General features: G+C 73.7%; 2 protein-coding genes. Both read left to right on the top strand.

The window, feature by feature from the left end; genetic code table 11:
* The first annotated feature begins 595 nt into the window (after positions 1-595).
* A complete protein-coding gene (locus ABFJ78_RS19675) occupies positions 596-1,870 on the top strand; it encodes a serine hydrolase domain-containing protein (protein ID WP_436387817.1) in 1,275 nt (424 codons plus the stop codon).
* Between the two features lie 74 nt (positions 1,871-1,944).
* Complete coding sequence (locus tag ABFJ78_RS19670; protein ID WP_436388406.1) at positions 1,945-19,527, top strand: non-ribosomal peptide synthase/polyketide synthase; 17,583 nt, start codon at positions 1,945-1,947, stop codon at positions 19,525-19,527.
* The last annotated feature ends 3 nt before the right edge of the window (positions 19,528-19,530 follow it).

The raw sequence follows: 19,530 nt of genomic DNA, 5'->3' as shown, positions 1-19,530 counted from the left end.
CCCTGTGGCACAGATGTCGACAGGTGTTGGATGCACACGAGAATGCGCGTGCGACCAGTTGGTCGATCCGGTTGGTCCACCTGATCTCGGGACGTATCCACGCAGTTCCAGGCCTTGTCGAAGAATGTGGTGATGATCTTTTTCGAAACGGGCTCCGGTTGGCCGGGACATGGGTCCGATCGGCGCGTTTGAGAGGCGATATCGCTGGGAAGACTGCATCGGCGGTGAAGAGGCCGCAGTGTCGAGGCGAGCGGCGAGCAGCGGCCGGAGTGAGCGAAGGGAGCAGGGGCGAACGGGCGGCGTGGCCGGTCGGCACGTCGATTGTCGTGGCGGGTTTCCGTGCTGCCCGATTGTGGTATCCGGTGGTTCACCTTCCGGAATGGTGTCCGTAATGTCGCGACGGGGCGTGTTCGCGAATGCGGATCGGGCGCCGATCGAATCCCACTATTGGCGGTACTGACGATCACGGTGCGCGCGGCAGCGTAAGTGTTCCAGCCGGGCGGGAGTCGCAGGCTGACGGGGGACGACAACGGTGCGGTGCGGGGTGTGCGCAATTCCCGGCACGGCCCACAAGGAGCTCGAAAGGTTCGCTCATATGCAGTCCGACAGAGATGTCCTCGACCGGCGGGCGGGAACCCGTCCGGTGCCGGCCGCCCGGCTGGACGCGCTCCTCGCGGGGCTCGTCCGCGGCCACCGGGTGCCGGGGGCGCAGCTCGCGGTGTGGCAGGGTGACGAAGCCGCCGTGGTGCAGGCCGGGGTCCGGCACCACCACCGACCCGGGGCGATGCTCCCCGCTTCCGCGGTCCCGGTGGGGTCGATCACCAAGCTGGTCACCGCGACCCTCGCGATGGTGCTCGTCGCGGACGACGACCTGGACCTGGACGAACCCGTCGGCGACGTCCTGGGCGTCTCCGGGCTGCCCGCCGAGCTGACCACCCGGCGGCTGCTGAGCCACACCGGCGGTCTCCCCTCCGACCCGGCCGACCTCGCCGGCTCGGTGCTGAAAGAAGTGCGCGGCGCCGCACCCGTCTGTCCACCCGGGACGGCTTTCTCGTACTCGAACCTCGGCTACGCGCTGATCGGCGAGGTGATCGAGGAGATCACCGGGATGAGCTGGCGCGAGGCGGCCGAGGCGATCGTCCTGCGCCCGCTGGACATCGAGCCCGTCTTCGTCGACGACCCGGGTGTCGTGTCCGGGCACGCCGGCGACCGCCCGGTCGAGCAGATCCTGCCGCCGATGCTCGACCCCGCGGGAGCGCTCGCGATGAGCGCCGCCGACCTCGTCTCGCTCGGCCGGGTCCACCTCGGGAAACCGGGCCTGCTCGACGTCGTCACCGCGGCCGACATGCACCGGCGCGTCCCGGGCGCCGAACCGTTCGGCCTGGCCGACGGCTGGGGACTCGGCATCGCCCACTTCGGCGACCCGGACAACGGCTGGCTCGGGCACGACGGCACCGCCGACGGCACCTCCTGCCACCTGCGGATCGACCAGGCCGGCGCCTGCGTGGTCGCGCTGACCACCAACGGCACCACCGGCGCGGACCTGTGGCACGCGCTGGCCGCCGGGCTCGCCGACCTCGGCATCGACGTCCCGTCCCGCGCCGCCCAGGCCACCGCCGCGACGCGCGTGGTTCCGATGCCATCCGGTGACTTCGGCGCCTACTACAACGGATCCATCGAGTACGTGATCACCGCCGACCGCCTCGTCGTCGACGGCGAAGTGTTCCCCGAGCTGGTGCTCCGCGACGACCGGACGTTCACCGTCCGCGATCCGGCGACCGGCCGGGTCACTCCCTGCGGCCGGTTCCGCGGCGAGCCCGGTGCCGCGGCCGCGGTCGAAATCGGCGGCCGCCTGGCCGGGCGCCGCTGAAGCAAACCCCTCTCCCTCCCCGCCGGTAGCGGCGGGTTCCCCGTCGTGCCCGGAAGGTAGCGAAGACGATGACCGTGCAAGACACGCCGGCCGAAACGGACGGTACCGCGCCGAGAACCGCCGGCCTGGCGGAACTGTTCGCCGCACGGGCGCTTTCGGCGCCGGACGCCGTCGCCGTGGAAGGCGAGAACCTCCGGCTGACGTACGGCGAGCTGCACGAGCGGGCCGACCGGCTCGCCGCGCACCTCGTGCGGCTCGGCCTGCGGCCGGAGGACCGGGTCGGGCTCCTGCTCGGCCGGTCGGCGGAGCTGGTCGTCGCCGAGCTGGCCGTCGTGACGGCCGGGGGCGCGTACGTGCCCCTCGACGGCCGCGCGCCGGACACCCGGCAGCGCGCTCTCCTGGCCGACGCCGGGGTGCCGATCCTCGTCACCGACGACCCGGACCGGGCCGCCGCGATCCACGGTGGACTCACCGTGCACGCGGCGGAACCGCTGCCGGACGCGGAATTCGTGCTGCCGCAGGGCGACCCGGACCGGCTGGCGTACCTGATGCACACCTCGGGATCGACCGGCACGCCCAAGGGAGTCGCCGTCCGGCACCGCGACGTCGTGGCGCTCGCCGCGGACCGCCGCTTCGCCGGCGGCGCCCACGAGCGCGTGCTGCTGCACTCGCCGGTCGCCTTCGACGCGTCGACGTACGAGCTGTGGGTGCCGCTGCTGAACGGCGGCACCGTGGTGGTCGCCCCGCCCGGCGACCTGGACGTCGAGACGCTGCGGACCGTCCTCACGCGACACGGCGTGACGGCGCTTTGGCTGACGGCTGGACTATTCCGCGTGGTCGCGCAGGAAGCACCGGACTGCTTCCGCGGCGTCCGTGAGGTCTGGACCGGCGGGGACGTCGTCCCGGCCGAGTCCGTGCGGCGCGTGCTGCGGGCGTGCCCGGGCCTGACCGTGGTCGACGGCTACGGCCCGACCGAGACGACCACCTTCGCCACGGCCCACCGGCTGCCGTCGGCGGACGGGGTACCGGCGGCGGTACCGATCGGCCGGCCGATCGACGGCGTGCGCGCGTACGTCCTGGACGGTGACCTCACCCCGGCCGCCGACGGCGAACCCGGCGAACTCCACCTGGCCGGCGCCGGGCTGGCCCGCGGCTACTGGGCCCGGCCCGGTGCGACGGCGGAGAAGTTCGTCGCCGACCCGGCCGGCGCGCCCGGCGACCGCATGTACCGCACCGGCGACCTGGTGCGCCGCAGCGGAAACGGCGAGCTGGAGTTCCTCGGCCGGGTCGACGACCAGGTCAAGGTCCGCGGGTTCCGGGTCGAGCTGGGCGAGATCGAGACCGTGCTCGCCGCCGCTCCCGGCGTCGCCGAGGTCGTCGTGGTGGCGCGGGAGGACCGGCCCGGCGTCAAGCGCCTGGTGGCCTACGTGGTGGGGGAGCCGGGTGGCCTCGAAGCGGTCGCCGCCGCGGCGCTGCCCGACTACATGGTGCCGTCGGCGTTCGTCGTGCTCGACACGCTTCCGTTGAGCAGCAACGGAAAAGTCGACCGCCGTGCCCTGCCCGCGCCGCCGGCCGAGACCGCGGAAAGCACCGAGCCGCGGACGGGCACCGAACGTGCCGTCGCGGGCGTCCTGGCGGAAGTGCTGGGCGTCGAGCGGCTCGGTGTCGACGAGGACTTCTTCGCCCTCGGTGGTGACTCGATCCTGGCGGTGCAAGCGCTTTCGCGGCTGCGCCGGGAGTTCGGCGCCGGGCTGTCGGCGCGAACGCTGTTCGACGCGCCCACGGTGGCCGAGCTGGCGAGCGTCCTGGCGAAAGCGGCGCCGGGCGAGGCCGCGATCCCGGTCGCGCCGCCGTCCGACGTCATCCCGCTGTCCCCGGCCCAGCGGCGGTTGTGGTTCCTCGACGAACTGACCGGGGGCAGCGCCGAGTACAACACCGGGGTCGGGCTCCGGCTGTCCGGCCCGCTCGACGTCCACGCCCTGCGCGGGGCCCTGGCGTCGCTCTGCGCGCGGCACGAATCGCTGCGGACGACGTTCGGGGAAGGCGTCCAGCGGATCGCGCCCACCGGCGATATCCCGTTGCGCGTCAAGGAAGAACCGCCGGACGACGACGTGCTGAAGGCCGAGCTGAGCGAGCCGTTCGACCTGCGGGCCGGCCCGCTGACCCGCGCCACGCTGTTCCCGCTCGGCCCGGGCGAGCACCTGCTCCTGCTGTGCCAGCACCACATCGTCACCGACGGCCGCTCGATCGGCGTGCTCACCCAAGAACTCCTCGACCTCTACATCGGCGTGACCCTGCCGCCGCTGACCCTGGACTACCGCGACTACACGCACTGGCGCCTGGAGTCCACTTCGGACGACCAGCTCGGCTACTGGCGCGAAACACTCGAAGGCATCGAACCGCTCGCCCTGCCGACGGACCGGCCCCGCCCGCCGCAGCGCACGACCGACGGCGCGGTGCACCGGCACGACCTCCCGGCCGACCTGGTCGGGCGGATCGCCGACGCCGGCCGCGCCGGTGGCGCCACGCTCTTCATGACGCTCACCGCCGCGGTGCAGGTGCTCCTGGCCGCCTACAGCGGGCAACGCGACATCGCCGTCGGCACCGCGGTCGCCGGCCGCGACCGCGCCGAACTCGAGTCGCTGACCGGGTTCTTCGTCAACACCCTCGTCCTGCGGTCCACTGTGGACTCCAACCGGTCGTTCGATGACTTCCTCGGCGAGTTCCGCGAGACCGTGCTGGCGGCGTTCGCCCACGGCGAGGTCCCCTTCGACCGCGTCGTCGACGAGGTGCAGCCGGACCGCGACCCCTCGCGGACGCCGCTGGTGCAGGCCGTCGTCGTCCTGCAGACCCCGCTCGTACAGCCTCGCGAGGCCGGCGACCTGCGGGTGACCGAGTACGACCTGCCGCGCCCGTCGGCCCGGTTCGACCTGGTCGTCGAGTTCTGGCCGCACGCCGACGGCCTGCGCGTCACCGTCGAGTACGCCACCGCGCTCTTCGACGCGGCCACGATCGAGTGCCTCACGCACAGCCTGGAGACGTTGCTGACCGGGATCGCCGCCGACCCGGCGCGCCCGGTGGGTGACCTCCCCGTGCTCACCGACGAGGATCGCCGCTTCCTGCTCCCGCCGAGCACGAGAAGCGCGGAAGGCACTGTCCCGGACCTCTTCGACCGCCGCGCCGACCGCCACCCGGACGCGACGGCGGTGGCAGGCGAAGCCGAGCTGACCTACCGCGAGCTGAAGAACCGCGCAGATCGGCTCGCGCGGCGGCTGATCCGCCTCGGCGTCCGCCCGGAGGACCGCGTCGGCGTGCTCATGGACCGCTCGGCAGACCAGGTCGTCGCGGTACTCGCGATCCTCAAGGCCGGCGCCGCCTACCTGCCGCTCGACCTGCGCGCCCCGGCCGACCGGATGCGGCTGGTCCTCGACGGCACCCCGCTGCTGCTCACCGACCAACGGTGGCAGGACACGGCGGCCGACGTCCACCCGGCCCCGTTCGTGGTCACCGACGTCGACGAGCCGACGTCCACTTCGGACGTGGTCCTGGACCCGCACAACCTCGCCTACGTCGAGTACACCTCCGGCTCCACCGGCGTCCCGAAGGGCGTGGCCGTGCGACACGCCGACGTCGCCGCCCTCGCCGCCGATCCCCGGTTCGCCGGCGGCGCCCACGAGCGGGTGCTGCTGCACTCGCCGCTCGCCTTCGACGCCTCGACCTACGAGCTGTGGGTCCCGCTGCTGAACGGCGGCACCGTCGTGGTCGCGCCATCCGGCGACCTGGACGCCGACGCCCTCCGCCGGCTCACGGCCGAGTACCGGATCACCGCGCTGTGGCTGACCGCCGGGCTCTTCCGGCTCTTCGCCGAGGACGACCCGGAGTGCTTCGCCGGCTTGCGCGAGGTCTGGACCGGCGGCGACGTCGTCCCGCCGGCCGCCGCACGCCGGGTCCTCGACGGCTGCCCAGGGCTTACGGTCGTCGACGGCTACGGCCCGACCGAGACCACCACCTTCGCTTCGTCGTTCCCGATGCCGTCGGCCGACGCGGTCCCCGAGACCGTCCCGATCGGCACGCCCCTGGCCGGCATGCGGATCTACCTGCTCGACGACCGGCTCCGGCTGGTGCCGCGCGGCGCGCTCGGCGAGGTCTGCGTCGCCGGCGCGGGACTCGCCCGCGGGTACTTCGCCCGGCCCGGCGCGACCGCCGAGCGGTTCGTCGCCGACCCCTTCGGCGCGCCGGGCGACCGGATGTACCGGACCGGCGACCGCGGCCGCTGGCGCACCGACGGCACCCTCGAGTTCGCCGGCCGCGCCGACGACCAGGTGAAGATCCGCGGCTTCCGCGTCGAACCCGCCGAGGTCGAACGCGTGCTGGCCGCCCAGCCGGGCATCGCCCAGGCCGTCGTGGCCGTCCGCGTCACCGGCGCGCGCAAGCAGCTGGCCGGGTACGTCGTCCCGGTCGACGAGTCCACTGTGGACGTCGACGCACTGCGACGCGCGGTGGGTCGCACGCTGCCGGACTACATGGTGCCGTCGGCGATCGTCGTCCTGGACGCGTTGCCGCTCAACGCCAACGGCAAGGTCGACCGGCACGCCCTGCCCGAGCCGCGCTTCGAGTCCGCCGGGGACCGGACGCCGCGCACCGAGCGGGAAGCCGTCCTCGCCGGCATCTGGGCCGACGTGCTCGGCGTCGAGCGCGTCGGCGTCGAGGACAACTTCTTCGCCCTCGGCGGCGATTCGATCCTGAGCATCCAGGTCAGCGCCCGGGCCCGGCGCGCGGGCCTCGCCGTGACCACGGCCGACCTGTTCCGGTACCAGACCATCGCGGCGCTCGCCCCGGTGATCGGGGACGCCGCGACGAGCCCCGACCGCGGGCCGGTGACCGGCGAGGTCGCGCTCACGCCGATCCAGCGCTGGTTCTTCGAGACCTCGGCGGTGCCGTACCGGTTCGACCAGGCGATCGCGGTCGAGCTCGCGGCGAACGCCGGCGAGGTCGCCCTCGCCACGGCCCTGGCCGCGCTGGCCGAGCACCACGACGCCCTGCGCATGCGGTTCGAGCCCGACGGAGACGGCTGGCGGCAGTACAACGCCCTCGTCGGCGAGGGGCACTCGATGCTGCGGTGGACGCTGTCCGGCGAGCCCGGCCGGCGCGTGCTGCACCTGGCCGCGCACCACCTGGTCGTCGACGGCGTGTCCTGGCGGCTGCTGCTCGAAGACCTCGACCGCGCCTACCACCAGGTCACCCGCGGCGAAGCGGTCGACCTCGGCCCGCGGACGACGTCGTTCCGCGACTGGGCCGGCAAGCTCGCCGAGCACGCCGAAGCGGGCGGCTTCGACGACGAACTCGACCACTGGCGGAGCCTGCCCGAGGCGGCCCCGATCCCGGTCGACGGCCACGGCGCGAACACGGTCGGCCGGGCCCGCGCGGTCACCGTCCGGCTCACCGCGGCGGAGACGCGGGCGCTGCTGCGGCAGGTGCCCGAGGTCTACCGGACGCAGGTCAACGACGTGCTGCTGACCGCGCTCGGCCGCGTGCTGGGGGAGTGGACCGGGCACGTCCCGGTGATCGACCTCGAAGGCCACGGCCGCGAGGAACTGTTCGACGCCGACCTCTCGCGCACGGTCGGCTGGTTCACCACGATGTTCCCGGTGGCCCTGGACGTCCCGGACGACTGGGGCACCGCCTTGAAGTCGATCAAGGAGCACCTGCGGGCGGTTCCGCGGCGCGGCATCGGCTACGGCGCCCTGCGGTACCTGACCGGGACGGCGCCGGTGATCACCCCGCCGGTCAGCTTCAACTACCTCGGCCAGTTCGACCTGCCCGGCGACCTCTGCACCGGGCTGCACCGCGAGCTGTCCCTGGACGCCGACCCCAGCGACAGCCGCCCGCACCTCCTCGAAGTCGTCGGCCGGGTCGACGGCGACACGCTCGAATTCGGCTGGCACTACGCCGAAGGCGTCCACGACGAGGCCACCGTCAAGCGGCTGGCGGAGGGAATGCTGGCCGCGTTGCGGGCGATCGTCGCGCACTGCGCGGACCCGGCCGCGGGCGGCCGCACGCCGTCGGACTTCCCCCTCGCGGGTCTCGATCAATCCACTGTGGACGAATTGGTCGGCGACGGTCGCGAAGTCGAAGACGTCTACCCGCTGACGCCGATGCAGGCCGGCATGGTCTTCCACGACCTGGCCCAGCCCGGCGAACGTGTCTACTTCGAACAGATCTCCTTCACCCTCGACGACGTCCCCGACGCGCGCCGGCTCGGCGAGGCGTTCCAGCGGATCGTCGACCGGACGCCGGTGCTGCGCAGCCGGATCGTCTGGGACGGCGTGCCCGAGCCGCTCCAGATCGTCCAGCGCACCGCGGAGCTCCCGGTCACCTACGCCGTCGACGAAGCCGAGTACCTCGCCGCGGACCTGGCCGAAGGGCTGGACCTGACGAAGGCGCCGCTGGCCCGGCTGGCCATCGCGAGACTCTCCGGCACGGCCGTGCGCGTGATCTGGACGTTCCACCACGTCCTGCTCGACGGCTGGAGCGTCTTCGGGATCCTCAACGACGTCGTCGCGCTGCTGCGCGGCGAACAGCCGCCGCCACGACGGCCGTTCCGCGAATACGCGGCGTGGCTGGCCGACCAGGACGACACCCTCGCCGAGACGTATTGGCGCGCCGAACTCGCCGGCGTGACGCCCACGCCGCTGCCCGGCGACCGGGCCTCGGGGCGCACCCACTCGGCCAGTTCCAGCGCCCGAGTTCCCCTCGAACTCGACGACGCCGGGTCGGCGGCGGTCTACGCCTTCGCCCGCCGCCACCGGCTGACCGTGAACACCCTTGTCCAAGGCGCCTGGGCGGCCCTGCTTTCCCGCTACAGCGGCGAAACCGAAGTCTGCTTCGGCGCGACGGTGTCCGGCCGCCCGGCCGAACTGCCCGGCGCGGACGACATCCCGGGCCTGTTCATCAACACGCTCCCGGTGCGCGTCCGGCTCGACCGGGACCACGGCGTCGCCGCCTGGCTGCGCGACCTCCAGGCCGCGCAGGCGGAATCCCGGCGGTTCGGCCACGTCGGCCTGCCCCGGCTGCAGGCGTGGAGCGGCAGCGGCGGCAGCCTGTTCGACAGCATCGTCGTGTTCGAGAACTACCCCGTCGACGAAGTCTCCGGGCTGCGCGATGTCGTCGCCGCCGAGCGCACGAACTACCCGCTCGGCCTGGTCGCCTACCCGGGCCGCCGGTTGTCGCTGGTGCTGACCCACGACCCGGCCGTCATCGCCCCGGCGGTCGCCGCCCGGCTCGCCGCCCACCTCGAAGCCCTGGTCCGGGGCATGGTCGCCGCCCCGGACGAGCCGGTGACGCACGTGCCGATGCTCTCGGCCGCCGAGGTCCGGCAGCTGCTCACCGAGCGCAACGACACCGCGGCCCCGGTGCCGGCCGGGACCGTGCCCGAGCTGTTCGCGGCCCGCGCGCGCACCGACCCGGCCGCGATCGCGCTGGTGACCGACGACCAGAGCGTCACGTACGGCGAACTCGACGTTCGCGCGAATCGGCTGGCCCACCGGCTGCTCGACCTCGGTGTCCGGCCGGAGGACCGGGTCGCCGTCCTGGTGGACCGCTCGCCCGCGCTCGTCGTCGCCGAGCTGGCGATCCTCAAGGCCGGTGGCGCGTACCTGCCGCTGGACCTGCGGGCGCCCGCCGACCGGCTGCGGCTGCTCTTGGCCGAAGCCGAGGCCGACGTACTGGTCGCCGACGAGACCTGGCTGGCGACCGCCCGCGAGGTCCACAGTGGACCGATCGTGAACGGTGCGGACGACCAGCCGGAAACGCCGCCGGACGTGGCCATCGAGGCCGACCAGCTCGCCTACGTCATCTACACCTCCGGATCGACGGGCAAGCCCAAGGGCGTGGCCGCGCGGCACCGCGACGTCGTCACGCTGGCCGCGGACCGGCGGTTCGCCGCGCACGACCGGGTGCTGCTGCACTCGCCGCAGGCTTTCGACGCTTCCACTTACGAGCTGTGGGTGCCGTTGCTCAACGGCGGCACGGTCGTGCTCGCCCCGCCCGGCGACCTCGACGTCCACACCCTCGGCCGCGCGCTCACCACGCACGGCGTCACCGGCGCGTTCCTCACCACCGGGCTGTTCCGGCTGGTCGCCCAGGAAGCCCCCGAGGTCTTCGCCGGGCTGCGCGAGGTCTGGACCGGCGGCGACGCCGTGCCCGCCGCCGCCCTGCGCCGGGTCCAGGCCGCCTGCCCCGGCGTCCTCGTCGCCGACGTCTACGGCCCCACCGAAACCACGACCTTCGCGACCGTGCACCCGCTGCCCGGCGAAATCCCCGACGTCGTCCCGATCGGCGCGCCCCTGGACAACACGCGGGTCTACGTGCTCGACGGCGACCTGCGGCCGGCCCCGCCCGGCGCGCCCGGCGAGCTGCACATCGCCGGCGCCGGGCTGGCGCGCGGCTACCTGGGCCGGCCGGGCCTGACCGCCGACCGGTTCGTCGCGGACCCGTTCGGGCCGCCGGGAGAGCGGATGTACCGCACCGGCGACCTCGTGCGCTGGACCGACGACGGCGCGCTCGAGTTCGTCGGCCGCGTCGACGAGCAGGTCAAGGTCCGCGGCTTCCGCGTCGAGCCGAGCGAGATCGAGGCGGCGCTCGGCGAGCACCCGGACGTCGTGCAGGCCGCGGTGCTGGCCCGCGCGGACGGCGGCGTGAAGCGGCTGGTCGCTTACGTCGTCGGCGAGACCGCCGGGCTGGCGGAGTTCCTCGGCCGGACGCTGCCGGACTACATGGTGCCCGCCGCGTTCGTCCGGCTGGACCGGTTCCCGGTGAACGTCAACGGCAAGCTCGACCGGAACGCGTTGCCCGCGCCCGATTTCGGCGGCCGGGAGCACGTGGCGCCGCGGACCGACCGCGAACGCGTGGTCACCGACATCTGGGCCGAGGTGCTGGGCGTCGAGCGCGTCGGCGCGACCGACGACTTCTTCGCCCTCGGCGGCGACTCGATCCTCAGCATCCAGGTCGTGTCCCGGGCCCGCCGGGCCGGCTTGGAGCTGCTGCCGGGTGACCTGTTCGCCCACCGCACGCCGGCCGCGCTCGCCGCGGCGGCGCGCACCGCCACCGAGACCGCCGAGCGCGGCCCGGTCAGCGGTTCGGTGCCGTTGACGCCGATCCAGCGCTGGTTCTTCGCGACGCAGACCGCCGCGCCGGACCACTTCCACCAGTTCGTCCACCTGGGACCGGACACAGTGGACGTCCGCGCGGCTCGCCAGGCCGTCGACGCGCTGCTGGCGCACCACGACGCCCTCCGGATGCGGTTCACCCACGACGAAGACGGCCGGCACCAGGAGAACGGCCCGGTCGGCGCCGAGACCCCGCTCGTCCGCCTGGACGTCTCCGAACACGACGTCGAGCTCGCCGTGCACCACCTCGTCGTCGACGGCGTGTCCTGGCGGGTGCTCATCGAGGACTTCGAACGCGCCTACGAGCAGGCGCTGCGGGGCGAACCGATCGACCTCGGCCCGCGGACGACGTCGTTCCGCGAGTGGGCCGGCCGGCTGACCGAGCACGCCGAGTCCGGCGGCTTCGACGACGAACTCGCCCACTGGCGCGGCCTGCCCGAAGCGGCGCCGATCCCGCTCGACGGCGACGGGGACACGACGGTCGCCGGAATGCGATCGGTCACCGTCCGGCTGTCCGAGCCGGAGACGAACGCGCTGCTGCGCGAGGTCCCGCCGGTTTACCGGACGCAGGTCAACGACGTGCTGCTGGCCGCGCTCGGCCGGGTGCTGCGGGACTGGACCGGGGCGACCCCCGTCGTCGACCTCGAAGGGCACGGCCGCGAAGACCTGTTCGCCGATGTCGACTTGTCGAGAACGGTCGGCTGGTTCACCACCGTGTTCCCGGTGGCCCTCGACGTCCCGGACGACTGGGGCACCGCGCTCAAGGCCGTGAAGGAGCAGCTGCGCGCGGTCCCGCGGCGGGGCATCGGCTACGGCGCCTTGCGCTACCTGGCCGGCACGGCCCCGGCGATCGACCCCCAGGTCAGCTTCAACTACCTCGGGCAATTCGGCTCCGGCCGCCTCGAATCCGACGAGAGCCCCCGCTCGGCGCGGGCGCACCTGCTCGACGTCGTCGGCCGCGTCGAAGCCGGTGAACTGGAGCTGACCTGGTACTACGCCGAGGGTGTCCACCGGAAATCCACTGTGGACACACTCGCCACCGCGATGCTCGACGCCCTGCGCGAGATCGTCCGGCACTGCGCGGAACCGGGCGCGGGTGGCCGCACGCCGTCCGACTTCCCCCTGGCCGAGCTCGATCAGTCCACTCTGGACGAACTGGTCGGCGACGGGCGCGCGGTCGAGGACGTCTACCCGCTGACGCCGATGCAATCCGGCATGGTCTTCCACGCGCTGTCCCAAAGCGAGGAACGCGTCTACTTCCAGCAGGTCGCCTTCGTGCTCGACGGCGTCCGCGACCCGGCTGTGCTCGAACGGGCGTGGCAGCGGGTCGTCGACCGGACCCCGGTGCTGCGGACGCGGATCGTGTGGGAGGACGTGCCCGAGCCCGTCCAGGTCGTGCAGCGCCACGCCGACGTCCCGGTCACCCACCACGACTGGCGCGGCCACACCTCGGACGAGCAAGACCAGGCCTGGCGGGACCTCCTCGACGCCGACCGCGCCCGCGGCCTCGACCTGACCGAGACGCCGTTGCTGCGGTTGGCGCTCGCACGCCTGTCCGACACCGAAGTCCGCGTGCTGTGGACGTTCCACCACGTCCTGCTCGACGGCTGGAGCGTCTTCGGCGTGCTGTCCGACGTCTTCGCCGCCTACGCCGGCAGTGAGCTGCCCGACCGGCCGCCGTTCCGTGACTACGTGGCCTGGCTGTCCCGCCAGGACGACACCGAGGCCGAACGGCATTGGCGAGCCGAACTCGGTGACCTGGCAGAACCCGCCCGGCTGCCCTTCGACCGCGTGCCCGCGCAGGCGCACACCACCCGGTCCTCGGAGTGGCTGCGCATCCCGCTCGAAAACTCCGAGCGGCTGCGGGACGCGGCCCGCCGCGCCGGGCTCACGGTGAACACCGTCCTGCAGGGCGCGTGGGCGCTGCTGCTGGCCCGCCTCGGCGGCGAGCCGGACGTCTGCTTCGGCACCACGGTCTCCGGCCGTCCGGTCGAGCTGGCCGGCGCCGACGACGTCACCGGCATCTTCATCAACACCCTGCCCGTGCGCGTCACCGTCGCGGGCGACTCGGTGGCGGAGTGGCTGTCGGCGCTGCAGGCGCGCCAGGTCGAGTCGCGCCGGTACGGGCACCTGCCGCTGACGAAGCTGCAGGCGTGGAGCGGCAGTACGGGGAGTCTCTTCGACAGCATCGTCGTGTTCGAGAACTACCCGGCCGACACCGCGGCGGCGCACGGCCTGACCTTGCGTGACGTCGACGCGGCCGAGACGACCAACTACCCGCTCAGCGTGGTCGCCTCGCCGGGGGAGCGGATCACCCTCGACGTCGGCTACGACCCGGACCTGTTCGACACGGCGACGGCCGAGCGGATCGCCCGGCAGCTGACCGGCGTCCTCGACGCCTTCGCCGCGGACCTGCACCGGCCCCTGGCGGACGTCGGCCTGCTGCACGACGCCGAACGCCACCAGGTACTGGTCGAATGGAACGCCACCGCACACCCGCTGCCCGAGGGTGATCTGGCGGAGTTGTTCGCCGCGCAGGTCTCGCGTACCCCGGACGCAATCGCGCTGACCGGGGACGACTTCCAGCTGACCTACGCCGAGCTGGACGAAGCTGCCGACGGGCTCGCGCGATACCTGGTCTCGCTCGGTGCCGGGCCCGAACGCCTGGTCGCGGTGCTCATGGAACGTTCGCCCCGGCTGCTCGTCACCGAACTGGCGATCATCAAGGCGGGCGCGGCCTACCTGCCGCTGGACACCCGCGCGCCGGCGCCGCGTCTCAAGACCCTTCTCGCCGGCGTCACCATCCTCGTAGCCGACGACACCTGGGCCTGGACCGCCCGGGCGATCCACAATGGACTCGTCGTCGTGCCGGACGGCCGGACGGCGGACGTACCGCTGCCCACGGCGGACCCGGACAACCTCGCGTACGTGATGTACACGTCCGGTTCGACAGGGATACCGAAGGGCGTGGCCGTGCGCCGGCGCGACGTCGTGGCCCTCGCCGCCGACCACCGGTTCGGCCCGCACGACCGGGTGCTGCTGCACTCGCCGCACTCGTTCGACGCTTCGACGTACGAACTCTGGGTGCCGCTGCTCGGCGGCGGCACGGTCGTGGTCGCGCCGCCGGGCGACCTCGACGTCGACACCCTCGGCCGGCTGCTGACCATGCACGGCGTGACCGGCGCTTTTCTCACCACCGGGCTGTTCCGGCTGGTCGCGCAGGAGGCCCCGGCGGTGTTCGCCGGCCTGCGGGAGGTGTGGACCGGCGGCGACGCGGTGCCGGCCGCGGCCCTGCGCCGGGTTCGGGAGGCCTGCCCGGACACCGTGGTCGCCGACGTCTACGGCCCCACCGAAACCACGACCTTCGCGACCGTGTACCCGATGCCCGGGGCGGTCCCGGACGTCGTCCCGATCGGCCGGCCCCTCGACAACATGCGCGCCTACGTCCTCGGCCCGGACCTGCGGCCGGTCCCGCCCGGCGCCCCGGGTGAGTTGTACCTCGCCGGAGACGGCCTGGCACGCGGGTACCTCGGCCGGCCCGGGTTGACGGCCGAGCGGTTCGTCGCCGACCCGTTCGGGCCGGCGGGGGAGCGGATGTACCGCACCGGCGACCTGGTGCGCTGGACCGGCGACGGCGCGCTCGAATTCGTCGGCCGCGCCGACGAGCAGGTCAAGGTCCGCGGGTTCCGGATCGAGCCCGGCGAGATCGAAGCGGCGCTGGCCGCGCACCCCGGGGTCGCCCAGGCCGCGGTGGTGGCGCGCGAAGACCACGGCGTCAAACGCCTGGTCGCGTACTTCACCGGCGACGCGGACGACCTGGCCGAGTTCCTCGGGCAGACGCTGCCGGACTACATGGTTCCGGCGGCGTTCGTCCGGCTCGAGCGCTTTCCGTTGAACGTCAACGGGAAACTCGACCGGAACGCCCTGCCCGCCCCGGACTTCGCCGCGGCCGGCACGCATCGGGCGCCGTCGACCGAGGCCGAGCGGGCGCTGGCCGCGATCTGGGCGGACGTGCTCGGCGTCGAGGACGTCGGGGCCGAGACGAACTTCTTCGAGCTGGGCGGCGACTCGATCCTCAGCATCCAGGTCGTCTCCCGCGCCCGCCGCGCCGGCCTGACCCTGCTGCCGCACGACGTCTTCCGGCACCCGACCCTGGCCGCGCTCGCCGCGCACGCGAGCGAGGACGACGGTCCGCGAGCCGAGCAGGGCCCGGTCACCGGCGAGGCTCCGCTCACCCCGATCCAGCGGTGGTACTTCGAGACGCAGCCCGCGCGGTTCGACCAGCGCGTGGTCCTCGAGTTCGCCGAGGACGTCGACGAGGAGGCTCTCCGCCGTGCGCTCGAAGCGGTGTGGGCGCACCACGACGCTCTCCGCCTGCGGTTCGAGGGTGGGGTCCAGCACGGCGAACCGGTGTGGCCCGCCGAACTGCGCACCGACCACGTGTCCTTCGACCTCGGCCGCGGGCCGCTGCTGAACGCCGTCCTCGACGGGCGGCGGCTGCTGCTGGCCGCGCACCACTTGGTCGTCGACGGCGTCTCGTGGCGGATCCTCCTGGAGGACTTCCACGCCGCCTACCGCGGTGCACAGCTCGCGCCCAAGACGACGTCCTTCCTCGCCTGGGCGCGGCGGCTGGCCGACTACGCCGAGGCCGGCGGCTTCGACGACGAACTGGACCACTGGCGCGGCCTGCCGCCGGTGCCGCCGCTCCCCGCCGACGGCGAGGGCCCGGCCACCATCGCCGACAGCCGCGAAGTCACCGTCCGGCTCACCGCCGAGGAGACGCGGGCGCTGCTGCACGACGTCCCCGAGGTGTACCGGACGCAGGTCAACGACGTGCTGCTGACCGCGCTCGGCCGCGTGCTGCGGGACTGGACCGGGCACACCCCGGTCGTCGACCTGGAAGGGCACGGCCGGGAAGAGCTGTTCGACGACGTCGATCTCTCCCGGACCGTCGGCTGGTTCACCACCATGTTCCCGGTCGCGCTGGACGTCCCGGACGACTGGGGAGCCGCGCTGAAGTCGGTCAAGGAGCAGCTGCGGGCGGTTCCGCGGCGCGGCATCGGCTACGGCGCCCTGCGGTACCTGACCGGCACGGCTCCCGCGATCGACCCCCTGGTCAGCTTCAACTACCTCGGCCGGTTCGACGACGCCGCCGGCGGGCTCGACGCCGACGTCGACCCGGACGCACCCCGCACGCACGCCCTCGACGTCGTCGGCCGGGTCGTGGGCGGGGAGCTGGAGCTGACCTGGTCGCACATCGCCGACGTGCACCACCGCAGCACCGTCGAGCACCTCGCCGAGCGGATGCTGACGGCCTTGCGGGAGATCGTCGCGCACTGCGCCGAGCCGGGCGCGGGCGGCCGGACCCCGTCGGACTTCCCCCTGGTACCGCTGAGCCAGTCCACAGTGGACGAACTGGTCGCCCGCGGCGCCGAGGACGTCTACCCGGTCACGCCGATGCAGGGCGGCATGGTGTTCCACGGTCTTTCCCAGGCCGCCCAAGGCTTGTACTTCGAGCAGGCGACGTTCGTGCTCGACGGCGTCACCGACGTCGGCCGGCTCGCCGAAGCCTGGCAGCTCGTCGTCGACCGCACGCCGATCCTGCGCACGGCCTTCGTCTGGGCCGGGGTCGCCGAGCCGGTCCAGGTCGTGCACCGCGGCGTCACCCTGCCGGTCCGGCGGCTCGACTGGACCGGGCACGACCGCGACGAGGAACTGCGCAAGCTCCTCGCCGAGGACCGCGCGGAAGGCCTCGACCTCGGGACGGCGCCACTGGCCCGGGTCGCGCTGGCCCGGCTCTCCGCCACCGAAGTCCAGGTGCTGTGGACGTTCCACCACGTCCTGCTCGACGGCTGGAGCGTCTTCCAGGTGCTCTCGGACGTCTGCACCGCCTACGCCGGGCAGCCGCTGCCCGCCCGCCCGCCGTTCCGCGAGTACCTCGCCTGGCTGGGCCGCCAGGACCAGGCGGACGCCGAACGCTTCTGGCGCACCGCGCTCGACGGCGTCGACGGCCCGACCCCGGTGCCCGCCGACCGGACGCCGGCCCCGGGCCACGCGCCCTGCTCGGCCGAATGGCTGCCGGTCAGGCTCGACGAGACCGCCACGGCCCGCCTCGACGCGTTCGTCAAGCGCCACGGCCTGACCCACAACGTCGTGCTGCAAGGGGCGTGGACGCTGCTGCTGTCTGTCTACAGTGGACGCGACGACGTCGTGTTCGGCGCCACCACTTCCGGCCGGCCGGCCGAGGTGCCCGGCGTGGACGACATCACCGGCATCTTCATCAACACCCTGCCGGTCCGGGCCGCCGTCGACCGCAGCGCCCGCGTGGCGGACTGGCTCGCCGGCCTGCAGGCCGCGCAGGCGGAGGCCCGCGGGCACGGCCACGTGCCCCTCGCCCGGGTCCAAGGCTGGGCGGGCCTGCCCGGCGGCGTCGACCTGTGCGCCAGCCTGGTGGTGTTCGAGAACTACCCGATCACCGGCGCGTCCGCCGGCCACGGCCTCACCGTGCGCGGCCTGTCGGCGCGGGAGACGACCAACTTCCCGCTCACCGTGGTCGCGTCGCCGGGGGCCGAGCTGTCGGTCGACGTCGGGTACGACCCGGGCCTGTTCGACGCCGCGACGGTGTCCCGGCTGGCCGGGCACCTGCTGACCGTCCTCGGCGAGCTGGCCGCGGACGGCGACCGGGCCCTCGGCGCGGTCACCATGACCACCCCGGAGGAGACCGAGCTGCTGGCGCAGTGGTCGGCGACCGGCGACGAGCCCCCGGCGCGGTCGCTGCCGGAGCTGTTCGCCGAGCAGGTCCGCACCCGGCCGGACGCGGTCGCGGCCGTCCTCGACGGCGAGGCGGTCACCTACGCCGAGCTGAACCGGCGGGCCAACCGGCTCGCGAACCGCCTGGTGGGCCTGGGTTTGCGGCCGGAGGAACCGGTCGGGCTCGCCGTGGGCCGCGCGGACGCCGTGATCGCCGAGCTGGCCGTGGTCAAGGCGGGCGGCGCCTACCTGCCGATCGACACCCGCGCCCCGGCCGAGCGGCGGAAGCTGCTGCTCGACGGCGTCCGGTTCGTCATCGCGGCGGACGAGCACCCGCTCGCGCGGACGGTGCTGCTGTCCTCTGTGGACGACGAATCCAGCGCGGACCCCGAAGTCGCCGTCGATCCCGGCCAGGCGGCGTACGTGATGTACACCTCCGGCTCCACCGGCGTGCCGAAGGGGGTCGTGGTGCGCCACCGCGATGTCGCCGCGCTGGCCGCCGACCGGCGGTTCCGCGGCGGGGCCCACGAGCGCGTCCTGCTGCACTCGCCGCTGGCCTTCGACGCCACGACGTACGAGCTGTGGGTGCCGCTGCTGGGTGGCGGCCGGGTGGTCGTCGCCCCGGGCGAAGGCGTTGACGCGCCGGCGTTGCGGGACCTCGTGCGCGAGCACGGCCTGACCGCGATGTGGATCACCGCCGGGTTGTTCCGCGTTCTCGCCCAGGAAACCCCGGACTGTTTCGAAGGTCTGCGCGAAGTCTGGACCGGCGGCGACGTCGTCCCGGCCACGTCGGTGCGGCGGGTCCTGTCCGCGTGTCCCGGACTGCGGGTCGTCGACGGCTACGGCCCGACCGAGACCACGACGTTCGCGACTTCGCACCCCATGGCCGACGTCGTCCCGGACCGGATCCCGATCGGCCGGCCGCTCGACGGGGTGCGGGCCCGCGTCGTGGACGCGGATCTGCGCCCGGTGCCGCCGGGCGTCCCCGGCGAACTGTGCCTGGCGGGTGCGGGCCTGGCCCGCGGCTACCGGGACCGGCCCGGCCTCACCGCGGACCGCTTCGTCGCGGACCCGTTCGGTGCGCCGGGGGAGCGGATGTACCGCACCGGCGACCTCGTCCGCTGGACCAACGAAGGCACGCTGGAGTTCCTCGGCCGCCGTGACGACCAGGTCAAGCTGCGCGGGTTCCGTGTCGAGCCGGGCGAAGTCGAGGCCGTGCTGGCCCGGCACCCGGACGTGGCGCAGGCCGCGGTCGTCGTGCGGGAGGACCAGCCGGGCGCCAAGCAACTCGTCGCCTACGTCGTGTCCGATGTGGACGAAGGCGCACTGCGGGAGTTCCTGGCCGGCACGGTGCCGGACTACCTCGTGCCGACCGCCTTCGTCGCGCTGGACCGGCTGCCGGTCAGCGCCAACGGCAAGGTCGACCGCCGCGCGCTGCCCGCCCCCGCGACGCCGGAAACCCGGCACGTCGAACCGGAGACCGAGACCGAGCGCGCGCTCGCCGGGATCTGGGCCGAGGTGCTCGGCGTGGCCCGGGTCGGCGCCGAAGACAGCTTCTACGCCCTCGGCGGCGACTCCCTGCGCAGCCTGCAGATCGCCGCCCAAGCCAGCGCGTTGTTCGACGTCCGGCTCACCCCGGCCGACGTGCTCACCGCGCGCACGGTCGCCGGGCTGGCCGGAACCGTCGAGGAACTCATCCTGGGCGAGCTGGAAAGCCTCGCCTTCGACCAGGAAGCGTGAGGA

The sequence above is a fragment of the Amycolatopsis sp. MEPSY49 genome (genome assembly GCF_051337345.1).
Taxonomy (GTDB): domain Bacteria; phylum Actinomycetota; class Actinomycetes; order Mycobacteriales; family Pseudonocardiaceae; genus Amycolatopsis.
Note: the sequence above shows the minus strand (reverse complement) of the source record. Positions and strands in the feature narration are given on the sequence as shown.

Excerpts from the sequence above, each read along its gene's own strand:
- ABFJ78_RS19675 (WP_436387817.1), top strand. The coding sequence starts at position 596 with ATGCAGTCCGACAGAGATGTCCTCGACCGGCGGGCGGGAACCCGTCCG.